13 protein-coding genes and 1 pseudogene are annotated in these 18,139 nt (G+C 62.6%); 5 read left to right on the forward strand and 9 right to left on the reverse strand.

The window, feature by feature from the left end; all coding sequences use genetic code 11:
- Nucleotides 1-18: 18 nt before the first annotated feature.
- From rsmG to rpmH, 7 genes are all read right to left on the reverse strand, one after another.
- Nucleotides 19-663 (reverse strand): 16S rRNA (guanine(527)-N(7))-methyltransferase RsmG, encoded by a 645-nt coding sequence (gene rsmG, locus LJF27_RS15555; RefSeq protein WP_003100242.1) that lies wholly within the window; start codon nucleotides 661-663, stop codon nucleotides 19-21.
- Entirely contained in the window at nucleotides 663-2,555 is a 1,893-nt protein-coding gene (mnmG, locus tag LJF27_RS15560; protein ID WP_023116849.1) for a tRNA uridine-5-carboxymethylaminomethyl(34) synthesis enzyme MnmG, read from the reverse strand. Before mnmG ends, rsmG begins: the two co-directional genes overlap by 1 nt.
- A gap of 473 nt (nucleotides 2,556-3,028) precedes the next feature.
- On the reverse strand, nucleotides 3,029-3,253 hold the full coding sequence (locus LJF27_RS15565) for a hypothetical protein (protein WP_019372331.1): 225 nt from the start codon (nucleotides 3,251-3,253) through the stop codon (nucleotides 3,029-3,031).
- A 494-nt stretch (nucleotides 3,254-3,747) separates the two neighbouring features.
- A complete protein-coding gene (gene mnmE, locus LJF27_RS15570) occupies nucleotides 3,748-5,115 on the reverse strand; it encodes a tRNA uridine-5-carboxymethylaminomethyl(34) synthesis GTPase MnmE (RefSeq protein ID WP_003100248.1) in 1,368 nt (455 codons plus the stop codon).
- 70 nt (nucleotides 5,116-5,185) lie between these two features.
- Nucleotides 5,186-6,922, reverse strand: coding sequence for a membrane protein insertase YidC (gene yidC / locus LJF27_RS15575; protein ID WP_003097255.1), 1,737 nt, complete (start codon nucleotides 6,920-6,922; stop codon nucleotides 5,186-5,188).
- Nucleotides 6,923-7,162: 240 nt separating this feature from the next.
- Nucleotides 7,163-7,570: a ribonuclease P protein component gene (gene rnpA / locus LJF27_RS15580; RefSeq protein WP_003100251.1), complete on the reverse strand. Its 408-nt coding sequence runs from the start codon at nucleotides 7,568-7,570 to the stop codon at nucleotides 7,163-7,165.
- A gap of 14 nt (nucleotides 7,571-7,584) precedes the next feature.
- Nucleotides 7,585-7,719, reverse strand: coding sequence for a 50S ribosomal protein L34 (gene rpmH, locus LJF27_RS15585; protein WP_003100258.1), 135 nt, complete (start codon nucleotides 7,717-7,719; stop codon nucleotides 7,585-7,587).
- A 525-nt stretch (nucleotides 7,720-8,244) separates the two neighbouring features.
- Here rpmH and dnaA point away from each other — a divergent pair.
- From dnaA to gyrB, 4 genes and pseudogenes are all read left to right on the forward strand, one after another.
- Nucleotides 8,245-9,789 (forward strand): chromosomal replication initiator protein DnaA, encoded by a 1,545-nt coding sequence (gene dnaA, locus LJF27_RS15590; protein WP_003109151.1) that lies wholly within the window; start codon nucleotides 8,245-8,247, stop codon nucleotides 9,787-9,789.
- A gap of 28 nt (nucleotides 9,790-9,817) precedes the next feature.
- Nucleotides 9,818-10,921 (forward strand): DNA polymerase III subunit beta, encoded by a 1,104-nt coding sequence (gene dnaN / locus LJF27_RS15595; RefSeq protein WP_003097262.1) that lies wholly within the window; start codon nucleotides 9,818-9,820, stop codon nucleotides 10,919-10,921.
- Between the two features lie 9 nt (nucleotides 10,922-10,930).
- Nucleotides 10,931-12,033, forward strand: a pseudogene (recF, locus tag LJF27_RS15600) (DNA replication/repair protein RecF).
- 3 nt (nucleotides 12,034-12,036) lie between these two features.
- Nucleotides 12,037-14,457, forward strand: coding sequence for a DNA topoisomerase (ATP-hydrolyzing) subunit B (gene gyrB / locus LJF27_RS15605; RefSeq protein WP_003097268.1), 2,421 nt, complete (start codon nucleotides 12,037-12,039; stop codon nucleotides 14,455-14,457).
- Nucleotides 14,458-14,768: 311 nt separating this feature from the next.
- Here the strand turns inward: gyrB and LJF27_RS15610 are convergent, their stop codons facing one another.
- A complete protein-coding gene (locus LJF27_RS15610; protein ID WP_003100265.1) occupies nucleotides 14,769-15,542 on the reverse strand; it encodes a lysophospholipid acyltransferase family protein in 774 nt (257 codons plus the stop codon).
- 11 nt (nucleotides 15,543-15,553) lie between these two features.
- Nucleotides 15,554-16,090, reverse strand: coding sequence for a D-glycero-beta-D-manno-heptose 1,7-bisphosphate 7-phosphatase (gene gmhB, locus LJF27_RS15615; RefSeq protein WP_003120688.1), 537 nt, complete (start codon nucleotides 16,088-16,090; stop codon nucleotides 15,554-15,556).
- Between the two features lie 331 nt (nucleotides 16,091-16,421).
- On the opposite strand from gmhB, the gene LJF27_RS15620 reads away from it, so the two are divergent.
- The gene (locus LJF27_RS15620; RefSeq protein ID WP_023117277.1) at nucleotides 16,422-18,128 is read left to right on the forward strand and encodes a di-heme-cytochrome C peroxidase; all 1,707 of its coding nucleotides are present in this window, start codon (nucleotides 16,422-16,424) and stop codon (nucleotides 18,126-18,128) included.
- Nucleotides 18,129-18,139 lie beyond the last annotated feature (11 nt).

An 18,139-nucleotide genomic window follows, 5' to 3' on the forward strand; every position in this document is an offset into this window, starting at 1 on the left:
GGTTATCCCTGTTCCCCCTCATGCTGTGCGCCGCAGTATCAGCAGATGCCGCTGACCTTGGCAACCGGGTACCGCCAGCGCGTGCTCGGCTTCGACCCGGAAATCCTCCGGGAGTGCCGCCAGCTCTTCGTTCGGATGCACGCCCTTCATCGCCAGCCAGCGGGTTTCCTGGCCACCGAGGTGGCGGGTCCAGTTGGCGAAGTCCTCCAGGCTGCTGAAAGCGCGGGAAACGATGCCATCGAAGGGGCTCTCGGGACGGAAGGCTTCCACCCGGCTGTGCACGACTTCGAGGTTGGCCAGCTTCAGCTCGAGCTTCACCTGGGTCAGGAAGCGGGTCTTCTTGCCGTTGCTGTCGAGCAGGGTCAGGCGCTTTTCCGGGAACAGGATGGCCAGCGGCACGCCGGGCATGCCGCCGCCGCTGCCGACATCCAGCCAGTTATCCCCAGCCTCGGCATAAGGCACGATGCTCAGGCTGTCGAGCAGGTGGCGCGAAACCATCTCGTCCGGGTCGCGTACGGCGGTCAGGTTGTAGGCCTTGTTCCATTTGATCAGCAGGGCCAGGTAGGCCAGCAGCTGGCGTTGCTTGTCGGCGTCGAGGGCGACGCCTAGCTCGTCAGCACCGCGCGCGAGTTCGTCGGCGTGGTGTTGGGTTACCGCAGACATCAAGCGCTCTGCTCCAGTTGGCGGCCAGAGGCACGCTTCTTCAGGTGGATCAACAACAGCGAAATCGCAGCCGGCGTGACGCCGGGGATCCGCGAAGCCTGTCCGAGGGTTTCCGGACGGGCCTGGTTCAGCTTGTTCTGGATTTCCTTCGACAGGCCGGAAATCCCCAGGTAATCGATATCCACAGGCAGGCGGGTATCTTCGCTGGCGCGCAGACGGGAGATTTCCTCCTGCTGGCGGTCGATGTAGCCGGCGTACTTGGTGCGAATCTCCACCTGCTCGGCCACCTGGGGGTTATCCACAGCGTCGCCGGTGATCTCCACCAGGCCGGCGTAATCGATCTCGGGGCGGCTCAGCAGGTTGAGCAGATTGTATTCATGGGTCAGCGGCGTACCGAAGCGCTCGGCGATGGCGTCGCCCTGCGGGGTATTCGGCCGCACCCAGGTGCTCTTCAGCCGCTGTTCCTCGCGTTCGATACCTTCGCGCTTGGCTTCGAAGGCAGCCCAGCGCCGATCGTCGACAAGGCCCAGCTCGCGTCCCTTCTCGGTGAGACGCAGGTCGGCGTTGTCCTCGCGGAGGATCAGGCGGTATTCCGCCCGCGAGGTGAACATGCGGTACGGCTCCTGGGTGCCGAGCGTGATCAGGTCGTCCACCAGCACGCCGATGTAGGCCTCGTCGCGGCGCGGGCACCAGCTGTCCTTGCCTTGCGAACGCAACGCAGCATTGGCGCCGGCCAACAGGCCCTGGGCGCCAGCTTCCTCGTAGCCGGTGGTGCCGTTGATCTGGCCGGCGAAGAACAGGCCGCCGATGACCTTGGTCTCCAGGCTGTACCTGAGATCGCGGGGATCGAAGAAGTCGTACTCGATCGCATAGCCCGGCCGCACGATGTGGGAGTTTTCCATGCCACGGATGGAACGCACGATCTGCAGTTGCACGTCGAACGGCAGGGACGTGGAAATGCCGTTGGGATACAGCTCGTGGGTCGTCAGGCCTTCCGGCTCGAGGAAGACCTGGTGGCTTTCCTTATCGGCGAAGCGATGGATCTTGTCTTCGATCGAAGGGCAGTAGCGCGGGCCGATGCCTTCGATCACACCGGAATACATCGGCGAACGATCGAGATTGGCGGCGATGATCTCGTGGGTCCGGGCGTTGGTATGGGTGATCCAGCAACTGACCTGCTCGGGATGCTGTTCCTTCGAACCGAGGAAGGACATCACCGGGATCGGCGTGTCGCCCGGCTGCTCGGTCATCACCGAGAAGTCCACGCTGCGCCCGTCGATCCGCGGCGGCGTACCGGTCTTCAGCCGGCCGACCCGCAGCGGCAATTCACGCAGACGACGCGCCAGTGCGATGGACGGCGGGTCGCCGGCGCGTCCGCCTGAGTAGTTCTCCAGGCCGATGTGGATAAGTCCGCCGAGGAAGGTGCCGGTAGTCAGGACCACGTTGTCGGCATGGAAGCGCAGTCCCATCTGGGTCACTACGCCGCGGACCTGATCCTGCTCGACGATCAGGTCGTCGCAGGCCTGCTGGAATATCCACAGGTTCGGCTGGTTTTCCAGTGTATGGCGGATAGCGGCCTTATAGAGCACGCGATCGGCTTGTGCACGAGTGGCGCGCACTGCCGGCCCCTTGCGGCTGTTAAGGATGCGGAACTGGATACCGCCCTTGTCGGTGGCTTCGGCCATGGCGCCGCCAAGGGCGTCGATTTCCTTGACCAGATGGCTCTTGCCGATGCCGCCGATGGCGGGGTTGCAGCTCATCTGCCCCAGGGTTTCCACATTGTGGGTCAACAGCAGGGTTTTCACACCCATGCGCGCAGCCGCGAGTGCGGCTTCGGTGCCTGCATGGCCACCGCCGATCACGATTACGTCAAAACGGGTAGGGAAATCCACCACGCACCTCGGCCTGTTCAGAAGCAGGAATTCAGGAAAGCCAGACAGTATAAGGATTTAGCGAACCTGAATGAAGACTCCTGGACAAAAAATAGCCAATCCAGATCGAGGGAGCAAAACGGCTCGGCGGGCTTACAAAAAATAAAAGGAAAGGAATGTTTATATCTTTTTAGAACTTGTGTTTATTACTTAGCAGCGGCTTTTCTGTTGATAAGTACGTCGAGCCCAGTAAAGACATAGCCTGTAGCGAATGATAAGGCTGTCCCAAACCCTATCTGGGCCCTGTTGATAAGCGTTTTTTAGCTGTGGATGGAATGGCTCGTTATCAACATGTGGAGTTATGCACAGAGCTTCGGCGGGTTTATCTACCCTCCTGTCCCTGGGGTTTTCCACAGGTTTCAGGCGAGCGTATCCGGGCCGCGGCAGGACCGCAGCCAGGTAGGAAGAAGGAGATGGAAAGGCGTGGGAAAGGCTCAGTCGTTGCCGCTTTCCAGCGTATCGATGGATGACGACAGGCGCTCGAAGCGGCGCTTGGCGGAGACCTGGAAATCCCGCTCGGAGCCCTCGTTAGCGGGTTTGCGCAGCGGTAGCCGAGCACTGAGCCCGCTAGTGCGGTCGTAACTGCCGAACCAGTCGATCATCTGTCCGACCTGGCATTCGCCGCCGAGCCACACCGCCAGGTTGGCTACGATCTCCATGCTGTAGTGTCCGAGTGCTCGCCGTGGGACGCCGTGGGAGCCGAAGGCGAGGGCCCCGCCTGGCCGGTATCGACGGAGTCCAGGGTCTGCAACAGCTCTTTTCGCAGAATCTCTTCCAGGCTTGTGGATAAACCGCTGACCGGGTTGACTTGCGTGCACGGAACGTCCCGGCGCGTGGCGATAGCGCCAGGCGAGACAACGGGATAGATACGCCGTTCGAGAGGGGCGAGCAGATAGAGATTGACCACAGCGCAGCGCCTTCGCGGACGCCGGATCGGAGCGCGGTGCCTGTGCATAAACCTCTCCCAGGTGGATATCCATCCCATGCAGACCGACATCGGCGCAGATGGTTTTCTCGGGGACGAAGCGGCGCGCCGGCAATCCATGCCTGCGTGGTTGAGTGCCGGCGGCAAGGGGCACAGTGAAAGGAAAGTACGCAGAACCGGAGCGAACCTTGCCCTGGTTATCCACAACTCGGCGTGGGCCGAGCCCCATTACTTGCCGATGCAGAAACTCGAGAAGATGCGACCCAGCAGGTCGTCGGGGGTGAATGCGCCGGTGATTTCGCCCAGGTGCTGCTGGGCCTGGCGCAGATCCTCGGCCAGCAGTTCGCCGGCGCCATTGTGGATAAGTTGGCTGTGGCCATGCTCCAGCGCCTGCCCTGCCAGGCGTAGCGCTTCCAAGTGGCGCCGGCGGGCGCTGAAACCGCTTTCCGCGGTCTGTTCGAAGCCCATGCAGGCCTTCAGGTGTTCGCGCAGCAGCTCCAGGCCGGCGCCGGTGCGCGCCGAGAGGGTGATGGTGACGTGGCCGTCCGCGCTTTCCTCGAGGCCAATGGACTCTGTGGACAAATCCGCCTTGTTGCGGATCAGGGTGACCTTGCCCGGTTCCGGTCGCTGGTCGAGAAACTCCGGCCATAGGGAAAACGGGTCTGCTGCTTCCGGGGCGGTGGCGTCCACCACCAGCAGCACGCGATCGGCTTCGCCGATGGCTTTCAGCGCACGTTCCACGCCGATCTTTTCCACATGGTCCTCGGTATCCCGCAGGCCTGCGGTGTCCACCACATGCAGGGGCATGCCATCGATGTGGATATGTTCGCGTAGTACATCGCGGGTGGTGCCGGCTATGTCCGTGACGATGGCCGCCTCGCGACCGGCCAGGGCATTCAGCAGGCTGGACTTGCCGGCATTCGGTCGTCCGGCGATGACCACGGTCATGCCGTCGCGCAGCAGGGCGCCTTGGGAAGCTTCGCGCTGCACTGTGGATAATTCTGTGCGTACTTTTTCCAGAAGCCCCAGTACATGGCCATCGGCGAGGAAGTCGATTTCTTCCTCGGGGAAGTCGATGGCGGCTTCGACATAGATGCGCAGGGAAATCAGTTGCTCGGTCAATGCATGTACCCGGCGTGAGAATTCGCCCTGCAGGGAACGCAATGCATTGCGCGCGGCCTGCTCCGAGCTGGCCTCGATCAGATCGGCGATGGCTTCGGCCTGGGCCAGGTCGAGCTTGTCGTTGAGGAACGCGCGCTCGCTGAACTCGCCCGGTCGCGCCTGGCGGGCGCCCAGTTCCAGACAACGCTGCACCAGCAGGTCGAGTACCACGGGGCCGCCGTGCCCCTGCAGTTCGAGTACGTCTTCGCCGGTGAACGAGTTCGGGCCTGGGAAATACAGTGACAGGCCTTCGTCGATCACCTGACCACCGGCATCGAGGAACGGTCCGTAATGCGCATGCCGGGCTTTCAGCTGGCGTCCGCTCACGGCCACGGCCATCTGTCCGGCGAGAGGTCCGGAGACGCGGACGATTCCCACGCCGCCGCGGCCCTGGGCGGTAGCGATCGCGACGATGGTTTCGGTGGCGGCTTGCATGTGGATATCTCCGGATAGCAAGACGCCCCTCGAGGGGGCGTCTTGTTGTGGACAGTTTTCGCGATAGACGTCAGGCGGTCTTCGCGGCTGCCTCGATCTTGCGGGTAATGTACCACTGCTGTGCGATCGACAGGCAGTTGTTGACTACCCAGTACAGCACCAGACCGGCTGGGAACCAGAGGAAGAAGAAGGTGAAGATGATCGGCATCAGTTTCATCACCTTGGCCTGCATCGGGTCCGGCGGGGTCGGGTTGAGCATCTGCTGGATCAGCATGGTGCCGCCCATGACGATCGGCAGGATGAAGAACGGATCCTTCACCGACAGGTCGGTGATCCAGCCGAGCCACGGCGCCTGGCGCATTTCCACGCTTTCCAGGAGTACCCAGTAGAGGGAGAGGAAGACCGGCATCTGGACCAGGATCGGCAGGCAGCCGCCCAGCGGATTGATCTTCTCCTTCTTGTACAGCTCCATCATCGCCTGGGACATCTTCTGCCGATCGTCGCCGTGCTGTTCCTTGATCGCCTGCATCTTCGGCGACACCGCGCGCATGCGCGCCATCGAACGGTAGCTGGCGGCGGACAACGGGAAGAAGGCCAGCTTGATCAGGACGGTCAGGGCGATGATCGACCAGCCCCAGTTACCGATCAGGCTGTGGATATGTTGCAGCAGCCAGAAGATCGGCTGGGCGATGAACCAAAGGAAACCGTAGTCGACGGTCAGTTCCAGGCCCGGGGAGAGTTCCTTCAGGTGCTTCTGGAGTTTCGGGCCGGCATACAGGGTCAGGTCGGTTTCCACCTTGCTACCCGCCGGAACGCTCAGGGTCGGGCCGGTGAAACCGACGATGTAGTTGCCCTGGCCGTCCTTGCGGGTCATGACCTGGTGCTGCTCGCCCTTGGTCGGAACCCAGGCGGTCACGAAGTAGTGTTGCAGCCAGGCGACCCAGCCACCCTGCACGGACTCCTTGAACTGTTCCTTGTCCATGTCCTTGGTGGAGATCTTCTTGTACGGCGAATCCGGGGTCCAGACCGCGGCGCCGAGGTAGGTGGACACCCCGGTGGCGGTGGTCGAGGACGGGTCGGCGCTGCCGTCGCGCTTGAGCTGGGCGAACAGGTTGCCGCTCCAGGTCTTGCCGCTCTGGTTGTCGATCAGGTAGCTGACGCCGACCTGATAGGCGTTTTCATTGATGCACTCGATCTTCTTCTGGGCCTTTTCCTTGTCCGAGCAATCGGCTTTCAGGCCACGGTGGAAGGTGAAGCGCTTGATGTAGTTGACACCGTCGTGGCTGAAGCTCAGGTCCACGACCAGTTCGTTCTGGCCGTCGGCCAACTGGTAGCTGCTCTGCGCACTGTGGAACAGCGGGCGGCCGGCGCTGCTGGCGTCCGGGCCGTCGGCACCGGTGAGGCCGCTCTGCGCCAGGTAGGTACGTTCGCGACCGTTGTCGAACAGCGGGAACGGCACGTCCGGACGGTCCAGGCGGCGCGGATACTGCAACAGGCCGAGCTGGACGATATCGCCGCCACGGGGATCGATGGCCAGGTCGAGGACGTCGGTCTTCACCTGGATCAGCTTGTCGCTGACCGCAACCGGCTTGTCGGCGGCTTCGCTGCCGGCCGCGCTGCTCTGGGCAGTGGGAACGTCACTGCTGGTGCCCGAGGCGGACGGAGTGTCCGGCAGGCCTTGCGTGGTGTTCATCGAAGCGCTGGCGGCGGGCAGCTCAGGCTGACCGTAATCCTTGTTCCACTGGAGAACCAGCAGGTAGGACACGACTGCAAGGGCGACGATGAGAATCGAGCGTTGAATGTCCATGGTTACTCGGCCATCGAGAAAGGGCGGTGCTTGAAGGAAACTGACAGTAGCAGATCGCGGCTACGGGATTGCCAGTGATGGAGCCGAGTGGAGGAAACCGCACTCGGGCGACCATTGCGTCGCGGGCCATGCTGCGCGATAGCCTCGTACGCTAGGGAAGTACAACTTGGCTGGGAACGACGGTGCCGGGTCATCGAAGGGGGGATGACACTACAGGGATCGGGATGCGCGGGCATCGACCTATGCATGAGTACCGTCGGCCACGCCAGGGGCGTCAGCAGGGCTTTCCGTGCGAGGTCGATTGCGCAACAGGCGTTTCCAGAGCTTGCCGAACTGCTGGTGCAGCTCCGGATTTTCCAGTTCGCCCAGGCCTTTGCGCGCGATCACCACGATATCCCAGCCAGCCAGGGTTTCCTGGTTATGGCGGAACGATTCGCGGATCAGGCGTTTGAGGCGATTGCGCTGGACGGCGAGCTTGACGTTCTTCTTGCCGATCACCAGGCCCAGGCGGGGGTGATCGAGACCGTTCTCGCGCGCCAGCAGCAGGACGTGCTTGCCGGGGACCTTGCCGGTCGGAGAGTCGAAGACTGCGCTGAATTGCCGGGCTGTCAGTAGACGCTTGTCCCGGTCGAAGTCCCGACTCACCACCCGTACCGGATAAATCAGACGGTCAGACGCTTACGGCCTTTGGCGCGACGACGCGACAGAACCTGACGGCCGTTCTTGGTGGCCATACGGGCGCGGAAACCGTGGACGCGAGCGCGCTTGAGGGTGCTGGGTTGGAAAGTACGTTTCATGATTCGGTACCTGGGTTGACGACTTGAGGTCGCAGTGACCCCGTTTAAAGAGACCGGCGATTCTAGTGAAATCGAACGGGCAGGTCAATTTCCAACCAGCGATGACGTAATAGATAGATACAAGGAAGTCATTTTTCTTTTAAAGGATAGAAACGGTTAATGCTCTTGGGACGGCGCTTTTCTGTGCATAACTCGACGAAGCCCAGCAACTGCGTGTTTCTCCGGCAGGCAAAAGGTTGTCGAGAACCGGTGTCGAGGCTGTTTCCTTCCTGAGCGAAGCCTGGGGATGAACGAGATGGTTATCCACAGCGGTTTTTTCCACACGGCTGTGCGCAGGGATGTACCCCCTTCAAAGCAAGGGTTATCCACAAAGTCCAGGACGACCGTCCGTCGGCCTGCCTGCTTTTATTAAGGTCTTGATTTGCTTGGGGCCTCAGCGCATCGGCATGTGGATAAGTCCGGCCCGTCCGGCTACAATAGGCGCTTATTTCGTTGTGCCGCCTTTCCAATCTTTGGGGGATATCCGTGTCCGTGGAACTTTGGCAGCAGTGCGTGGATCTTCTCCGCGATGAGCTGCCGTCCCAACAATTCAACACCTGGATCCGTCCCTTGCAGGTCGAAGCCGAAGGCGACGAATTGCGTGTGTATGCACCCAACCGTTTCGTCCTCGATTGGGTGAACGAGAAATACCTCGGTCGGCTTCTGGAACTGCTCGGTGAACGCGGCGAGGGTCAGTTGCCCGCGCTTTCCTTATTAATAGGCAGCAAGCGTAGCCGTACGCCGCGCGCCGCCATTGTCCCATCGCAGACCCACGTGGCTCCCCCGCCTCCGGTTGCTCCGCCGCCGGCGCCAGTGCAGCCGGTATCGGCCGCGCCCGTGGTAGTGCCACGTGAAGAGCTGCCGCCAGTGACGACGGCTCCCAGCGTTTCGAGCGATCCCTACGAGCCGGAAGAACCCAGCATCGATCCGCTGGCCGCCGCTATGCCGGCCGGAGCAGCGCCTGCGGTGCGCACCGAGCGCAACGTCCAGGTCGAAGGTGCGCTGAAGCACACCAGCTATCTCAACCGTACCTTCACCTTCGAGAACTTCGTCGAGGGCAAGTCCAACCAGTTGGCCCGCGCCGCCGCCTGGCAGGTGGCGGACAACCTCAAGCACGGCTACAACCCGCTGTTCCTCTACGGTGGCGTCGGTCTGGGCAAGACCCACCTGATGCATGCGGTGGGCAACCACCTGCTGAAGAAGAACCCGAACGCCAAGGTGGTCTACCTGCATTCGGAACGTTTCGTCGCGGACATGGTGAAGGCCTTGCAGCTCAACGCCATCAACGAATTCAAGCGCTTCTACCGCTCGGTGGACGCACTGTTGATCGACGACATCCAGTTCTTCGCCCGTAAGGAGCGCTCCCAGGAGGAGTTCTTCCACACCTTCAATGCCCTTCTCGAAGGCGGCCAGCAGGTGATCCTCACCAGCGACCGCTATCCGAAGGAAATCGAAGGCCTGGAAGAGCGGCTGAAATCCCGCTTCGGCTGGGGCCTGACGGTGGCCGTCGAGCCGCCGGAACTGGAAACCCGGGTGGCGATCCTGATGAAGAAGGCCGAGCAGGCGAAGATCGAGCTGCCGCACGATGCGGCCTTCTTCATCGCCCAGCGCATCCGTTCCAACGTGCGTGAACTGGAAGGTGCGCTGAAGCGGGTGATCGCCCACTCGCACTTCATGGGCCGGCCGATCACCATCGAGCTGATTCGCGAGTCGCTGAAGGACCTGTTGGCCCTTCAGGACAAGCTGGTCAGCATCGACAACATCCAGCGCACCGTCGCTGAGTACTACAAGATCAAGATATCCGATCTGTTGTCCAAGCGGCGTTCGCGCTCGGTGGCGCGCCCGCGCCAGGTGGCCATGGCGCTCTCCAAGGAGCTGACCAACCACAGCCTGCCGGAGATCGGCGTGGCCTTCGGCGGTCGGGATCACACCACGGTGTTGCACGCCTGTCGTAAGATCGCTCAACTTAGGGAATCCGACGCGGATATCCGCGAGGACTACAAGAACCTGCTGCGTACCCTGACAACCTGACGCAGCCCACGAGGCAAGGGACTAGACCATGCATTTCACCATTCAACGCGAAGCCCTGTTGAAACCGCTGCAACTGGTCGCCGGCGTCGTGGAACGCCGCCAGACATTGCCGGTTCTCTCCAACGTCCTGCTGGTGGTCGAAGGCCAGCAACTGTCGCTGACCGGCACCGACCTCGAAGTCGAGCTGGTTGGTCGCGTGGTACTGGAAGATGCCGCCGAACCCGGCGAGATCACCGTACCGGCGCGCAAGCTGATGGACATCTGCAAGAGCCTGCCGAACGACGTGCTGATCGACATCCGTGTCGAAGAGCAGAAACTTCTGGTGAAGGCCGGGCGTAGCCGCTTCACCCTGTCCACCCTGCCGGCCAACGATTTCCCCACCGTAGAGGAAGGTCCCGGCTCGCTGAACTTCAGCATTGCCCAGAGCAAGCTGCGTCGCCTGATCGACCGCACCAGCTTCGCCATGGCCCAGCAGGACGTGCGTTACTACCTCAACGGCATGCTGCTGGAAGTGAACGGCGGTACCCTGCGTTCCGTCGCCACCGACGGCCACCGACTGGCCATGTGCTCGCTGGATGCGCAGATCCCGTCGCAGGACCGCCACCAGGTGATCGTGCCGCGCAAAGGCATCCTCGAACTGGCTCGTCTGCTCACCGAGCAGGACGGCGAAGTCGGTATCGTCCTGGGCCAGCACCATATCCGTGCCACCACTGGCGAATTCACCTTCACTTCGAAGCTGGTGGACGGCAAGTTCCCGGACTACGAACGCGTACTGCCGCGCGGTGGCGACAAGCTGGTGGTCGGTGACCGCCAGCAACTGCGCGAAGCCTTCAGCCGTACCGCGATCCTCTCCAACGAGAAGTACCGCGGCATTCGCCTGCAGCTTTCCAACGGTTTGCTGAAAATCCAGGCGAACAACCCGGAGCAGGAAGAGGCCGAGGAAGAAGTGCAGGTCGAGTACAACGGCGGCAACCTGGAGATCGGCTTCAACGTCAGTTACCTGCTCGACGTGCTGGGTGTGATCGGTACCGAGCAGGTCCGCTTCATCCTTTCCGATTCCAACAGCAGCGCCCTGGTCCACGAGGCCGACAATGACGATTCTGCCTATGTCGTCATGCCGATGCGCCTCTAAACATACTGAATGTCCCTGACCCGCGTTTCGGTCACCGCGGTGCGCAACCTGCACCCGGTGACCCTCTCCCCCTCCCCCCGCATCAACATCCTCTACGGCGACAACGGCAGCGGCAAGACCAGCGTGCTCGAAGCCATCCACCTGCTGGGCCTGGCGCGTTCATTCCGCAGTGCGCGCTTGCAGCCGGTGATCCAGTACGAGGAAGCGGCCTGCACCGTATTCGGCCAGGTGATGTTGGCCAACGGCATCGCCAGCAACCTGGGGATTTCCCGTGAACGCCAGGGCGAGTTCACCATTCGCATCGATGGGCAGAACGCCCGAAGTGCGGCTCAATTAGCGGAAACACTTCCACTGCAACTGATCAACCCGGACAGCTTTCGGTTGCTCGAGGGAGCGCCGAAGATCCGCCGACAGTTCCTCGATTGGGGAGTGTTCCACGTGGAACCTCGGTTTCTGCCCGTCTGGCAGCGCCTGCAGAAGGCGCTGCGCCAGCGGAACTCCTGGCTCCGGCATGGTAAACTGGACCCCGCGTCGCAAGCGGCCTGGGACCGGGAATTGAGCCTGGCCAGCGATGAGATCGATGCCTACCGCAGAAGCTATATCCAGGCGTTGAAACCGGTATTCGAGGAAACCCTCGCCGAATTGGTTTCACTGGATGACCTGACCCTTAGCTACTACCGAGGCTGGGACAAGGACCGGGACCTCCTGGAGGTCCTGGCTTCCAGCCTGTTACGCGACCAGCAGATGGGCCACACCCAGGCGGGACCGCAGCGTGCGGATCTTCGCATACGGTTGGCAGGTCATAACGCCGCGGAGATTCTCTCGCGCGGTCAGCAGAAGCTGGTGGTATGCGCCCTGCGCATCGCCCAAGGCCATCTGATCAATCGCGCCAAGCGCGGACAGTGCGTCTACCTGGTGGACGACCTGCCCTCGGAACTGGATGAGCAGCATCGAATGGCTCTTTGCCGCTTGCTTGAAGATTTGGGTTGCCAGGTATTCATCACCTGCGTGGACCCGCAACTATTGAAAGACGGCTGGCGCACGGATACGCCGGTATCCATGTTCCACGTGGAACATGGAAAAGTCTCTCAGACCACGACCATCGGGAGTGAAGCATGAGCGAGAACAACACGTACGACTCTTCCAGCATCAAGGTGCTGAAGGGGCTGGATGCCGTACGCAAGCGCCCCGGCATGTACATCGGCGACACCGACGATGGCACCGGTCTGCACCACATGGTGTTCGAGGTGGTGGATAACTCCATCGACGAAGCGCTGGCCGGTTACTGCAGCGAAATCAGCATCACCATCCATACGGATGAGTCGATCACTGTCCGCGACAATGGACGCGGTATTCCGGTGGATATCCACAAGGAAGAAGGGGTTTCTGCGGCGGAAGTGATCATGACCGTCCTCCACGCCGGCGGCAAGTTCGACGACAACACCTACAAGGTGTCCGGCGGCTTGCACGGTGTGGGCGTCTCGGTGGTGAACGCGCTGTCCCATGAACTGCGCCTGACCATCCGTCGCCACAACAAGGTCTGGGAACAGGTCTACCACCACGGCGTTCCGCAGTTCCCACTGCGCGAAGTGGGCGAGACCGATGGCTCCGGCACCGAAGTTCACTTCAAGCCGTCCCCGGAGACCTTCAGCAACATCCACTTCAGTTGGGACATCCTGGCCAAGCGCATCCGCGAGCTGTCCTTCCTCAACTCCGGCGTCGGCATCCTGCTGCGCGACGAGCGTACCGGCAAGGAGGAGCTGTTCAAGTACGAAGGCGGTCTGAAGGCCTTCGTCGAGTACCTGAACACCAACAAGACCGCGGTGAACGAGGTATTCCACTTCAACGTCCAGCGTGAAGAGGACGGCGTGGGTGTGGAAGTCGCCTTGCAGTGGAACGACAGCTTCAACGAGAACCTGCTCTGCTTCACCAACAACATCCCGCAGCGTGACGGCGGCACCCACCTGGCCGGTTTCCGTTCGGCGCTGACGCGTAACCTGAACAACTACATCGAGGCCGAAGGCCTGGCGAAGAAGTTCAAGATCGCCACCACCGGCGACGATGCCCGCGAAGGCCTCACCGCGATCATCTCGGTGAAGGTACCGGACCCGAAGTTCAGCTCGCAGACCAAGGACAAGCTGGTCTCCTCCGAGGTGAAGACTGCGGTGGAACAGGAGATGGGCAAGTACTTCGCCGACTTCCTGCTGGAGAATCCCAACGAAGCCAAGGCCGTGGTCGGCAAGATGATCGACGCCGCCCGTGCCCGCGAGGCCGCGCGCAAGGCGCGCGAGATGACCCGCCGCAAGGGCGCGCTGGACATCGCCGGCCTGCCCGGCAAACTGGCCGATTGCCAGGAAAAGGACCCGGCGCTCTCCGAACTGTACATCGTGGAGGGTGACTCCGCGGGCGGTTCCGCCAAGCAGGGCCGCAATCGCCGGACCCAGGCGATCCTGCCGCTCAAGGGCAAGATCCTCAACGTCGAAAAGGCGCGCTTCGACAAGATGCTCTCCTCCCAGGAGGTCGGTACGCTGATCACCGCCCTGGGCTGTGGCATCGGCCGCGAGGAATACAACATCGACAAGCTGCGCTACCACAACATCATCATCATGACCGATGCTGACGTCGACGGTTCGCACATCCGCACCCTGCTGTTGACCTTCTTCTTCCGCCAGATGCCCGAGCTGATCGAGCGTGGCTACATCTACATCGCCCAGCCCCCGTTGTACAAGGTCAAGCGCGGCAAGCAGGAGCAGTACATCAAGGACGACCAGGCCATGGAAGAGTACATGACCCAGTCGGCCCTGGAAGACGCCAGCCTGCACGTCAACGAGCACGCTCCGGGCCTGTCCGGAGCAGCGCTGGAGAAACTGGTCAACGAGTATCGCGGGGTGATCGCCACCCTCAAGCGCCTGTCGCGCCTGTACCCCCAGGAGCTGACCGAGCACTTCATCTACCTGCCTACCGTGTCGGTGGACGACCTGGCTAACGAGTCGGCCATGCAGGGCTGGTTGGAGAAGTTCCAGGCGCGCCTGACCGCCGCCGAGAAGTCCGGCCTGACCTACAAGGCCAGCCTGCGCGAAGACCGCGAGCGCCACCTGTGGCTGCCCGAGGTGGAACTGGTGGCCCACGGCCTGTCCAGCTACGTCACCTTCAACCGTGACTTCTTCGCCAGCAATGACTACCGCTCGGTGTCGCTGCTCGGCGACCAGCTGAACAGCCTGCTGGAAGACGGCGCCTACGTGCAGAAGGGTGAGCGCAAGCGCCCGATCAGCGCCTTCAAGGACGGCCTGGACTGGCTGATGGCCGAAGGTACCAAGCGCCACAGCATCCAGCGATACAAGGGGCTGGGCGAGATGAACCCTGAGCAGCTGTGGGAAACCACCATGGATCCGAACGTCCGGCGCATGCTCAAGGTGACCATCGAGGACGCCATCGCCGCCGACCAGATCTTCAACACCCTGATGGGCGATGCCGTGGAGCCGCGCCGCGACTTCATCGAAAGCAACGCGCTGGCGGTGTCGAACCTGGACGTGTGACGGGTCGGCAGACCGACCCTCATGGAAACCCCGGCCTGGCGCCGGGGTTTTCTTTTTGCGTCAGGTAGCCTGGATATGTGCCTTGCCAAGGTGTGGCCGAGCCCCGGTTGCTCGCCAGCATTGGCACCCTGGACCCAGGCCTCCTGGCGGCGTGGCACCGCTTCTGTGGGCAGCGGTCGTCGGTCGGTTCGGTCGATCGTTGCCAGCCGGCCTTGCTTTGCGCCTCGCGTGAAAACAAGAAGCCCCGCTATGGCGGGGCTTCTTTTATCGAATCGGCGCACAGTGCGCCTTGCAGGGGGCTTTGCGGCCCTTCACGAGACCACCGACGGCTCCGGATGGCTGACCCGCTGCTGGATGGGGCTGATCTCGGCCATGGTCTCGCTGACCCAGGCTTCGGCGCGCTGGTTTAGCTCGGCGATGGCGCGCGGGCCTTCGCCTTCGGCGTGCATGGCCGGGCCGATCACCACCTGGATGGTGCCCGGGTACTTGGCCCAGCCGGCCTTGGGCCAATACTGCCCGGCGTTGTGGGCGATCGGCAGTACCGGTAGCCCGGCGTTGACCGCCAGGGCGGTGCCGCCGCGGGAGAACTTGCCCATCTGCCCCACCGGAATACGCGTGCCTTCCGGGAAGATCAGCACCCAGGCGCCTTTCTTCAGGCACTCGTCGCCCTGCTTGGCCAGTTGCTTGAGGGCCAGCTTGGGCTGGCTGCGGTCGATGGCGATGGGCTTGAGCAGGGCCAGGGCCCAGCCGAAGAACGGCACGTAGAGCAGCTCGCGCTTGAGTACCTGGCTGAGTGGCTCGAAGAAGCCGGAGAGGAAGAAGGTTTCCCAGGTGCTCTGGTGCTTGGAGAGGATCACGCAGGGCTTTTCCGGGATGTTCTCCAGTCCGCGCACCTCGTAGCGGATGCCGGCGACCACGCGGGTCAGCCAGATCGCGAAGCGGCACCAGTTCTGTACCACGAAGCGGTAGCGGGCGCGGAACGGCAGGATCGGCGCGATGAAGAAGCTGAGGGTGCCCCAGACGAACGCGCTGGCGGACAGCAGCAGGTAAAAGAGGACGGTTCTGATGGCCTGCACTGTCGACATGTATTCTGACCTTACTGAAGTAATGCGCTGGCGACTGCCGCCAGATCGTCGAATATCAGGGTGCCCTCTGGCAAGGGCTTGCCCAGCGTACGTACACCTTTTCCGGTCTTTACCAATACCGGCTGACAATCGACGGCCCGCGCCGCCTCCAGGTCACCGATGCTGTCGCCGACGAACCAGATACCCGACAGATCGACCCCGTAGTGCTCGCCGATCTGCCGCAGCATACCCGGCTTCGGCTTGCGGCAGTCGCAACCGTCGTCCGGTCCATGCGGACAATAGACGATGAGGCCGACCTCGCCGCCCTGCTCCGCGACCAGTTCGCGCAAGCGCGCATGCATGGCCTCGAGCACTGCCAGGTCGTAATAGCCACGGGCGATGCCGGACTGGTTGGTAGCCACCGCGACGGTCCAGCCGGCCTGGCTCAGGCGGGCGATGGCCTCGATCGAGCTGGGGATGGGGATCCACTCGTCGAGGGTCTTGATGTAATCGTCGGAGTCGAGGTTGATGACTCCATCGCGGTCGAGAATCAGCAGGGAACGGGACATCGATGCGCAGTTGGCCATGAACGGAAAGGATCGATTCTACCTCAGCCAGCCGGAGCATCGCGGATGGATCGACGAGCCCCCTACGCTGGACAATCTGTACTAGATTCAATAATGGCAATGGAATGGCAATCCCAGGCCAGGGAGTCATTTGGCACGCAGCAGTGGGTGTCTCGGAGTACGTGCGAACCCCTTGGCGGGTGGATCACCGGAGTAACGCAGTAAGCGCCTATCGCATGCCAGCACGGCCGACCGGCCGTGTTTCCACCACAGGTGGAGCGGGCATGGCGACGGGGAGTTCCGGGGCGTCTGCCCGTTCCCAAGGACGGTAACCGTGAAACGCCTGAAAAAGACACTGCACCTTTCAAGCTTGTCCCTCGCTTCCCTGGCACTTTCTTCCGCCGCCCTGGCGGCCGCTCCGGTCATGCTCGACCAGGGCAAGGAATGGACCGAAAGCCACCGCCAGGACTTCTACAGCCGCGACCAGGGCTCGCAGGTAATGCCCCTGCCCTGGCTCAAGGCGTTGCGACAGCCGGATGGAACGCCTTTCCTCGCCGACAGCCTGGCCCGCTACGGCTATTTGCCCAATTCCAAGGCACCCGCGGAAGGCCTGCCGGTGGGCTTCACCGTAGCCGGCACGGGCGCCCGGCAGATGGTCGGCATGACCTGTTCGGCCTGCCATACCCGGCAGATCGAGGTGAAGGGCACGGCCTATCGGATCGACGGCGGTCCGGCGATCGTCGACTTCCAGGCATTCCTCGCCGACCTCGATCGGGCCGTGGGACCGCTGACCAGCGATGACGCCGCCTTCGACGCCTTCGCCAAGCAGATCCTCGGGGCCAATCCGCCTCCCGGTGCGCGCGACGCCCTGCTCGCGGCGGTGAAGGAATGGTACGAGCCCTATCACACGCTGATCGAGCGCGCGCTGCCCAAGGACACCTGGGGACCGGCGCGACTGGACGCGGTATCGATGATCTTCAACCGCCTTACCGGGCTGGATATCGGCACCGCGCCGCCCTATCTGATTCCCGACAACATCAAGGCGGCGGATGCGCCGGTGCGCTACCCGTTCCTGTGGAACGCGGCGCGGCAGAACAAGACCCAGTGGCCCGGCTTCGCCGCCAACGGCAACGACCTGCTCGGCCTGGCGCGCAATGTCGGCGAGGTCTACGGGGTGTTCGCCACCTTCCACCCGCAGAAGAGCAAGTTCCACCTGCTGGGCATGGACTACCTGAAGGTCAACTCGGCCAACTTCCACGGGTTGGGCAAGCTGGAGGAGCTGATCAAGAAGATCGGCCCGCCGAAGTGGCCCTGGGCGGTGGACAAGCACCTGGCCAGGAAAGGCGCGCTGATCTTCGCCCGCAAGACCGACGAGGGTGGCTGCGTGGAGTGCCACGGCATCCGGATCAAGGACCTGGTGCTTTGGGACACTCCGCTGAGGGACGTCGGCAGCGACAGCCGCCAGCACGCCATCCTCGATGGCCAGGTGCAGACCGGCGTGATGGAGGGCGCGCGGATGCCGTTCGGCCAGCCGCTGAAGGCGACCGACGGAGCCTTCGATGTACTCGCCGTAGCGGTGGCCGGTTCGATCCTGCAGCACTTCGTGCCGATCCTCGGTGAGAAGCACGATGCCAAGGCGGCGGCGGTCAAGCCGGAAAGCGTGATGACCGACGAAACCCGGCAACTGCTGACCGCCTTCCAGAAGCCGGTGCGTACCCAGGCCGACCCCTACCCCTACGAGTCGCGGGTCCTGCAGGGGATCTGGGCGGCGGCGCCGTACCTGCACAACGGCTCGGTGCCGACCCTGGAAGAGTTGCTGAAGCCGGCCGCGGAGCGGGTGGAATCCTTCCCGGTGGGCTCGGCCTACGACGTGGACAAGGTCGGCCTCGCCGCCCAGCAGACCCAATTCGGCAGCTATGTGCTGAAGACCACCGGCTGCGAGCAGCGTGATTCCGGCAACAGCCGCTGCGGCCATGAGTACGGCACCAGCCTGTCGGCCGAGGAGAAGCGTGCGCTGCTGGAGTATCTGAAGGTCCTGTAGTGAAAAAGGCC

Origin of the sequence: Pseudomonas sp. 203-8 (assembly GCF_020708595.1) — a bacterium.
Lineage (GTDB): Bacteria > Pseudomonadota > Gammaproteobacteria > Pseudomonadales > Pseudomonadaceae > Pseudomonas > Pseudomonas aeruginosa.